Origin of the sequence: Sedimenticola hydrogenitrophicus, assembly GCF_029017505.1 — a bacterium.
In the GTDB taxonomy this organism is placed as follows: domain Bacteria; phylum Pseudomonadota; class Gammaproteobacteria; order Chromatiales; family Chromatiaceae; genus Sedimenticola; species Sedimenticola hydrogenitrophicus_A.
The window spans coordinates 44249-52156 of record NZ_JAQGEI010000039.1; the positions used below are offsets into that span (position 1 = coordinate 44249).

The window sequence follows — 7908 nt, forward strand, 5'->3', positions numbered from 1 at the left end:
GGAGGCCCCCCGCCTCGCTGCGTCCAATATAATACACCTATCGGTAAAACCAATCTAAACTTTAGGGTTTTTCAAATTGAATCGCCGACCGGTCCTGACCTGGCGTTCCACCGGTCCGGACGTCCCGTTTCCGGGGCGGGGAGATAAGCACGAAATGAATAGACGGCAGCGCATCGCCGGCGGGTTGTTGCTGAGCGCCGGCGCGCTGGGCCTGGCGGTGGCAATCCTGCCCGCGTTTCCCCAGCCGCCGGCGTACCACGACTTCGCCGACCAACGCCGCGGGCTCGGTGTGCCCAACCTGTTCAACGTGATCTCCAACCTGCCGTTTCTGCTCGTCGCCTGGCTCGGTTGGCGGGTCCCGCCCCGCCCCGGCGACGACAGGCCGGGCAACCTGCCTTACACGCTACTGTTCCTGGCACTCGCCGCCACCGGCCTGGGCTCGGCCTACTACCACCTGGTACCGGACAACGCCCGTCTGTTCTGGGACCGACTGCCCATGAGCCTCGGCTTCGCCGCCCTGGTCACGACCGTGATCGCGGAGCGCCGGCCGTTGCACGGCCCCTGGCTGTTGCTGACGCTGGTTGGGAGCGGCCTGGCCAGCCTGCTCTGGTGGCGTTACAGCGCCCGGCTCGGTATGGAAAACCTTCTGCCCTATCTCGCCTTCCAGGCCTGGTCCCTGCTGACGCTGATATGGCTGCCGCTGCTGTTTCCCTCCCGCGACACCCCCTACCTGATCGGCGCCGTGCTGCTGTATGGCGTCGCCCTCGGTGCCGGACAGCTTGATCGCTTCATCTTCTCCTGGGGCGGGCTGGTGAGCGGACACACGTTGAAGCACCTGGTGGCCGCCCTGGCGCTCTACCAGATCGTGCGCCTGCTGCGGGCGGCCCCCCGGAACGGGGCTGACCTGAAAATATCCTGAACTCTTGCCAGCGGAATGCTCCTGAGTGTTATTACCTACCGGCACTCGGTAGGAACCGCCCCGTCACTCGGTAATGTCCGGTGCCGATCTGCGCACTATTGCGAGTAGGCGTCTCCCCCCTCGATTGTCAGCATGTCTACGTGGCCCTGGGCCGCTTTTGAGTCCTGACAATAAACCGCCGATCAGCGCATCGGCCGAGAGAGGATCCGTTACCATGTTCAAATCCAGATTAACCCGAAAACTGCTGGCGGCCGCGGTCTGCGCCGTGGCCCTGATCAACCCCGCCTTTGCCGCCGAGAAGAGCTACCGGCTGAAGCTGGCGGAGACCTGGCCTTCCAATTTTCCGATCTTTGGCGACGCCACCAAAAACATGGCGGCGATGGTGGAGAAGATGTCCAACGGACGCCTGAAGATCAGCATCGATTCCAAGAACAAGCACAAGGCGCCCCTGGGGGTGTTCGACATGGTGCGCGCCGGCCAGTACGACATGGGCCACTCCGCCTCCTACTACTGGAAGGGCAAGGACCCCAACACCCTGTTCTTCACCACCATGCCGTTCGGCATGACCGCGCCGGAACAGTACGGCTGGTTCTACTTCGGCGGCGGCATGGAGCTGATGCAGAAGGTGTACGACAAGCACGGCGTGCTCTCCTTCCCGGGCGGCAACACCGGCAACCAGATGGGCGGCTGGTTCCAGAAGGAGATCAACTCGGTGGAGGATCTGCAGGGCCTGAAGATGCGCATCCCCGGCTTCGCCGGCGAGGTGCTGGCCAAGCTGGGCGCCAAGCCGACCAACATCCCGGCGGGCGAACTCTACACCGCCCTGGAGCGCCACACCATCGACGCCCTGGAGTGGGTCGGCCCGTCGCTGGACCTGCGCATGGGCTTCCACAAGATCGCCCCCTACTACTACACCGGCTGGCATGAACCCGCCACCGAACTGCAGTTCATGATCAACAAGAAATCCTGGGACAGACTGCCGGCCGATCTGCAGGAGATCCTGCGCGTGGCCATGCGCACCGCCGCCTACGACATGTACGTGCAGTCCTACCACGCCAGCGGCGAGAACTGGGCGAAGATGAAGAGCGAATACCCCGAGATCAAGGTCAAGACCTTCCCCAAACCGGTGATCGCGGCGATGGAGAAGGCCAACAGCGAACTGCTGGCCGAGCAGGCCGCCGGGGACCCCCTGGCCAAGGAGATCATTGACTCCCAGGCCGGCTACCTGAAGCAGGTGCGGGTGTGGAGCGACATCTCCGACGTCGCCTACCTCAACAGTCAATCCGCCAAATAATTCCACAGCCGCCGGACGGCCGCCAGGCGGCCGTCCGGCCTTCGGGGTCAGGTTATGTTTCTTCTGCAATTGGAAAAGGTCATCAACGGCTTCTCGGATCTGCTGGGCCGGATCGCCGGGGTGTTGTTGATCGGGCTGCTGCTGAATGTGTTTTACGACGTAGTGATGCGCTACATGTTCAACGATGTCTCCATCGGCATGCAGGAGCTGGAGTGGCACCTCTACGCCAGCGTGTTCCTGCTCGGCATCTCCTACGCCCTGCGCCACGACGGCCACGTGCGGGTCGACCTGATCTATGAACGTCAGTCGGTCAACGCCAGGGCGTGGATCGACCTGCTCGGCAGCCTGCTGTTCCTGCTGCCGTTCACCCTGCTGGTCTGCTACTACGGGGTCGATTTCGTACGTGAATCCTTCGCACTGGGAGAGCAGTCGGGTGATCCCGGCGGCCTGCCCTACCGCTGGCTGATCAAGTCGATGATCCCGTTCGGCTTCTTTGCCATGACCGTCAGCGGTATCGGGGTGATCCTGCACTCGGTCAACACGTTGCTGGGGCGGCATCGACAAGCCCCCCATGAAGAATCCTTTTTCTGATCCGGCAGGTAGAGTGCAATGATTGGTATCGTTATGTTTTTTGCGGCCCTGGCGCTGCTGCTGCTGGGCTTCCCGGTGGCCTTCACCTTCGGCGGCGTGGCGCTGCTGTTCGGCCTGTTCGCCGCCGGCCCGGAGATGTTCGCCTTCATGCCGTTCCGTATCTACAGCATCATGGAGAACACGGTGCTGATGGCTATCCCGCTGTTCATCTTCATGGGTATCATCCTGCAGAAGACCCAGTTGGCGGCCCAGCTGCTGGAGTCGATGGGCAAGCTGTTCGGTGGCGTTCGCGGCGGGCTGGCCATCTCCACCATCCTGGTGGGCGCCCTGCTGGCCGCCTCCACCGGCGTGGTGGGCGCCTCGGTGGTGGCCATGGGCCTGATCTCCCTGCCGGTGATGCTCAAGTTCAACTACGACAAACGTCTCGCCTGCGGCACCATCTGCGCGGCGGGCACCCTCGGCCAGATCATCCCGCCCTCCATCATCCTGATCATCCTCGGCGACGTGATGGGCATCCCGGTCGGCGACCTGTTCAAGGCCGCCGTCGGCCCCGGCCTGGTGCTGATCGGCGCCTATGTAGTCTATATCCTGATCAAGGCATTCCTGCACCCGGAGGTGGCCCCGGCCATGCCGATGGATGAGGATCTGAACCACCGGCACGAACAATATCTGCGGGCACTGAAGGCGGTGTTGCCGCCCCTGGTGCTGATACTGGTGGTGCTGGGCTCGATCTTCGCCGGTATCGCCACGCCGACCGAATCCTCCGCCCTGGGCGGCTTCGGCGCCCTGCTGCTGGCCCTGTTCTACCGCCAGTTCAGCTGGAGCATGCTGTTCGAGTCGGCCCTGGAGACGGTCAAGGTGACCGCCATGGTGTTCGCCATCCTGCTCGGCGCCACGGCCTTTTCCATGACCTTCACCTACTCCGGCGGCGACCTCATCGTGGAGGAGATCCTCGGCGGACTGCCGGGCGAGCAGATGGGGTTTCTGATCCTCTCCATGCTGGTGATTCTGGTGCTGGGATTCTTCATCGACTTCGTCGAGATCTCATTCATCATCGTGCCGATGCTGGCCCCGGTGGCCGACAGCCTGGGAATCGCCCCGCTCTGGTTCGCCATCCTGATCGCGATGAATCTGCAGACATCCTTCCTGACACCACCGTTCGGTTTCAGCCTGTTCTACCTCAAGGGGGTGGCGCCGCCCGCGGTACGCACGGTCGACATCTACCGCGGGGTACTGCCGTTCATCCTGATGCAGATCGCCATTGTGATCTCCATCCTGCTGTTCCCCGGGCTGTACGGGCTGAGCTGATGCGCGGAAGCGGAATTGCTTGCGATTCCGCTTCCGGCCTTGTTCCACTCCCGTGTGGTCTACCCCGGAGATTCAACTCCGTATTACTGCGTATTTTTCCCCCGCGGGCGTTACATGGGCGGCTTTTTTTGTCAGGATAGGGCCGTATCACATCATGTAGTCTTTTATGTCCCTGAAAACCAAAATACTGCTGCTGGCCATACTCCCCCTGCTGCTGGTGGCCAGCCTGATCACCCTGATCAATGTGAATCAGGCCCACACCCTGTCGGAGGAGGAGATCCACACCTTCGAGGAGAATCTGCTGGCGTCGAAAAAGCGCGAGCTGAAGAACTATGTCAGCCTGGCCCTCACCTCCATAGACCATATCATCCGCGATCAGGGCCTGGACGAGCAGACCGCCCGCAACGGGGTAAAACGGATCCTGAATGAACTGACCTACGGCGAGGATGGCTATTTCTTCGTCTATGACCGTAACGGGGTCAATCTGGTACACCCGATCCTGAACGAGCTCGTCGGACGCAATCTCTACGACCTGCGGGACAGCAACGGCGACTACGTAATCCGCAACCTGCTGCGCATCGCCGCCGATGGCGGCGGCTTCCACCGTTACCTGTGGAACAAGCCCTCTTCCGGCCGGGAGGAGGAGAAGCTCAGCTATGCCGTCCAGGTCCCCGGCTGGAACTGGATGCTCGGCACCGGGCTCTATATCGACGACATCGCCAGCGAAGTGGCGAAGATCCGGGCCCAGGTGACGATCAACATCCGCAACACCTTTTTCACCATGCTGATGGTGATCGTCGGCACCGTCATCATCATCACCCTGATCGGCATCGCCATCAATCTGCACGAGAGCCGGCTGGCCGATATCCGGCTGCGCGAACTGGCCCACCGCTCGGTTCGCTTCCAGGTGAATGAACGGCGGCGCTTTGCCCGCGAACTGCATGACGGCATCAATCAGTTGATGGTGTCGGTGAAATTCCGCATCGAATCGGCCATCACCAAGCTCCAGAAAGGACACGCTACGGCCCTGGAGGACCTGAAGAGCGGTGCCGGCGTGCTCAATGACGCCATCCAGGAGGTGCGGCGCATCTCCCATGACCTGCGCCCCCGGTTGCTGGACGATATGGGCCTGGGGGTGGCGCTGGAGAGCCTGACCGGCCATTTCAGCGAGCGCACCGGCATCATGACCGATCTCGCGCTGGAACTGGCGGATGAGCGGTTGCCGGAGGATATCGAAATCACCCTCTACCGGGTGGTGCAGGAGGCGCTGACCAATATCGAGCGCCACGCCGGCCTGTGCAAGGTGCAGTTGAGGCTGCAACAGCGCGGCGGCAATGTCACCCTGGACATCCGCGACGACGGCTGTGGTTTCGACCCCCAGACGAATCCCTTTGCCGAAGGCATCGGACTGCGTAATATGCGTGAACGCATTGAACTGCTGGGTGGCGAGTTCAGCCTCATGAGCCGGACCGGCGAAGGCACCCGCCTCAAGGCCCGGCTGCCCGATGAACCCTGAGCCGTGATGGTACCTGGCCAATGAACGAGCACACACCGATACGCGTATTGCTGGTGGACGACCACCCCCTGGTGCGGGACGGCATCAGCTCGCGCCTGCAGGAGGAGCCGCACATTGAGGTGGTGGGCCAGGCCGGCAACGGCCGGGAGGCGATAGCACGGGCCCACGAACTGTGCCCCGACGTGGTGCTGATGGACATCACCATGCCGGTAATGGACGGGCTGGAAGCCACCCGCCGCTTCAAGGCGGAACTGCCGGAGGTCCGGGTCCTGATCCTGAGCATGCACGACGATCAGGAGTACATTGTCAAGCTGATGCACGACGGGGCCAACGGCTATGTGCTCAAGGATGTCTCATCCGATGAACTGATCAAGGCGATCGAGGCGGTCCACCAGGGCAGCACCTACTTGAGTGCCGGCGCCTCCCAGAGCCTGTTCAACAATTTCCATGGCCGACCGGGCGGGCATGAGCCGGTATTGACCCGCCGTGAGGAGACCGTGCTCAGGCTGATCGCCGAAGGTCAGTGCAACAAGGATATCGCCCGCAGCCTGAATATCTCGGTAAGGACCGTCGAGACCCACCGCCAGAACATCAAGGGCAAGCTGGATATTCACACCGCCGCCGGACTGGCCCGCTACGCCATCGAGCACAAGCTGGTGTCGCTAGGCTAAGGGCTCGCGCAAGAATAATTTCGCAGTACCGAGGGCGTAACTGGGCCACGCTGGCAAGGCACGCTTTGCAGGCAATGGCCGTTCCCTTGGCAAAAAGCGTAACGCCACCAGCGGGGTCCAGTTGCGACCGAATACCGAAACTTATTTTTGCGCGAGCCCTAAGGGCTCAGCGCAACGAGCGATAGATCGCGGTGCGTGGGCGCTTGGTCAGCACCAGCTGCCACAGCTGCCCCTGACGGGAGCGGAAGAAGCCGGCGCAGCTGTGCAGATAGTATTTCCACATGCGGTAAAACGACTCGTCATAGCGCGCCTGCAACGATGGCCAGGCAGCGTCGAAGCGCTTCCACCAGGCCATCAGGGTGAGGTCGTAGTCGTGGCCGAAACTGTGCCAGTCCTCGAGGATAAAGTGCGGCTGAATGGCCGTTGCAAGACGTCCCGTGGAGGGGAGTTTTCCATTCGGGAAGATGTATTTGTCTATCCAGGGATCGGTGGCGGCCGTGTCCGCATGTTCGCCGATGGTGTGCAGCAGGAAGATGCCCTGCTCCTTGAGCACACGGTCGACGGTGTCGAAAAAGACCGCATAGTTTTTCGGCCCGACATGCTCGAACATGCCGACCGACACCACCCGGTCGTAACTCCCCTTGAGGTCCCGGTAATCCATCAGCTCCAGACGTACCGGCAGGCCGCGACAGCGCTCCCGGGCCAGCATCAGCTGCTCACGGGAGACCGTGATGCCGTCCACCATGACCCCGTAGTGCTCGGCGGCATGCCGCGCCAGGCCGCCCCAGCCGCAGCCGATGTCCAGCAGACGCAGGCCGGGTCGCAAATTGAGTTTATGGCAGATCAGATCCAGCTTGGCGATTTGCGCCTGTTGCAGATTCTCGGCCCGCGCCCAGTAGCCGCAGCTGTAACTTATGGTTGGATCAAGCATGGCGGTGTAGACGTCGTTGCCGATGTCATAGTGCCGCTCGCCGACCTGGAAGGCGCGCCGTCGCGACTGGCGGTTGAACAGGAGATTCTTCAGCAGCGCGCTGATCCAGCGCAAGCGGGTGCGCCGGTTGACCCGTTTCTCCACATCCCGCGACAACAGCCGGCTGATGGTCTCGTCCAGCCGCTGCGCGGTCCACAGGCCATCGACAAAGGCCTCCCCGAATCCCAGCGATCCCTGCAGCAGGATGCGCTGGTAGACCGAGGGGTGGAACACCTGGATATCCCACGGCCGGTTGCCGTTGAAGCGCACGTCCGCCTCCGCGGCCAGATCGCGCAGAATGGGGGGAGGCGCGGGCCGCTGTTCCGGGTTCCCGCCGCTATCGGACCACTGATCCGACGGTCCGCCAGAAATAAGATCTCCTATCTCAACCATTGCCTTCTCCCAAAACAATCCATCCCCTAATGCGATACAGACAACCGGAATAGAGCGCGGCGGTATCAGCTACAAATATAGCGGATTCAACCGGAAGCGGAAGCCTCCGTACCCGTGTCACCCCAAACGCCAGGCGGGATCAGGGTTGAATGGCACTTAACTTAAGGCGAATTGCAGGATTTTCGTCATTCCGGCGCAGGCCGGAGGAGTGGTGCAGGGATGCACCGTTTACGGACCAAAGGATGG

7 protein-coding genes are annotated in these 7908 nt (G+C 62.1%); 6 read left to right on the top strand and 1 reads right to left on the bottom strand.

Annotation, left to right across the window (positions count from 1 at the left end; genetic code table 11):
• Positions 1-154: 154 nt before the first annotated feature.
• The 6 genes from O9K64_RS19850 to O9K64_RS19875 all read left to right on the top strand — a co-directional run bounded on the left by O9K64_RS19850 (position 155) and on the right by O9K64_RS19875 (position 6299).
• Positions 155-919, top strand: coding sequence for an alkaline phytoceramidase (locus O9K64_RS19850; protein WP_275099845.1), 765 nt, complete (start codon positions 155-157; stop codon positions 917-919).
• 214 nt (positions 920-1133) lie between these two features.
• Positions 1134-2213, top strand: a complete 1080-nt coding sequence (locus O9K64_RS19855) for a TRAP transporter substrate-binding protein (protein ID WP_275099846.1) — start codon at positions 1134-1136, stop codon at positions 2211-2213.
• A 54-nt stretch (positions 2214-2267) separates the two neighbouring features.
• The gene (locus O9K64_RS19860; RefSeq protein WP_275099847.1) at positions 2268-2804 is read left to right on the top strand and encodes a TRAP transporter small permease subunit; all 537 of its coding nucleotides are present in this window, start codon (positions 2268-2270) and stop codon (positions 2802-2804) included.
• A gap of 18 nt (positions 2805-2822) precedes the next feature.
• Positions 2823-4112 carry a TRAP transporter large permease gene (locus O9K64_RS19865; RefSeq protein ID WP_275099848.1) on the top strand — a complete coding sequence of 430 codons (1290 nt, stop codon included), beginning with the start codon at positions 2823-2825 and terminating at the stop codon, positions 4110-4112.
• Between the two features lie 166 nt (positions 4113-4278).
• Positions 4279-5628 (top strand): cache domain-containing protein, encoded by a 1350-nt coding sequence (locus O9K64_RS19870; RefSeq protein WP_275099849.1) that lies wholly within the window; start codon positions 4279-4281, stop codon positions 5626-5628.
• A gap of 20 nt (positions 5629-5648) precedes the next feature.
• Entirely contained in the window at positions 5649-6299 is a 651-nt protein-coding gene (locus O9K64_RS19875) for a response regulator (protein ID WP_275099850.1), read from the top strand.
• Positions 6300-6465: 166 nt separating this feature from the next.
• Here O9K64_RS19875 and cfa read toward each other — a convergent pair whose 3' ends face one another.
• On the bottom strand, positions 6466-7662 hold the full coding sequence (cfa, locus tag O9K64_RS19880; RefSeq protein ID WP_275099851.1) for a cyclopropane fatty acyl phospholipid synthase: 1197 nt from the start codon (positions 7660-7662) through the stop codon (positions 6466-6468).
• Between the last annotated feature and the right edge of the window lie 246 nt (positions 7663-7908).

Coding starts and splice junctions, on each gene's coding strand:
- O9K64_RS19850 (WP_275099845.1), top strand. CDS start 155: ATGAATAGACGGCAGCGCATCGCCGGCGGGTTGTTGCTGAGCGCCGGC.
- O9K64_RS19855 (WP_275099846.1), top strand. CDS start 1,134: ATGTTCAAATCCAGATTAACCCGAAAACTGCTGGCGGCCGCGGTCTGC.
- O9K64_RS19860 (WP_275099847.1), top strand. CDS start 2,268: ATGTTTCTTCTGCAATTGGAAAAGGTCATCAACGGCTTCTCGGATCTG.
- O9K64_RS19865 (WP_275099848.1), top strand. CDS start 2,823: ATGATTGGTATCGTTATGTTTTTTGCGGCCCTGGCGCTGCTGCTGCTG.
- O9K64_RS19870 (WP_275099849.1), top strand. CDS start 4,279: ATGTCCCTGAAAACCAAAATACTGCTGCTGGCCATACTCCCCCTGCTG.
- O9K64_RS19875 (WP_275099850.1), top strand. CDS start 5,649: ATGAACGAGCACACACCGATACGCGTATTGCTGGTGGACGACCACCCC.
- cfa (WP_275099851.1), bottom strand. CDS start 7,662: ATGGTTGAGATAGGAGATCTTATTTCTGGCGGACCGTCGGATCAGTGG.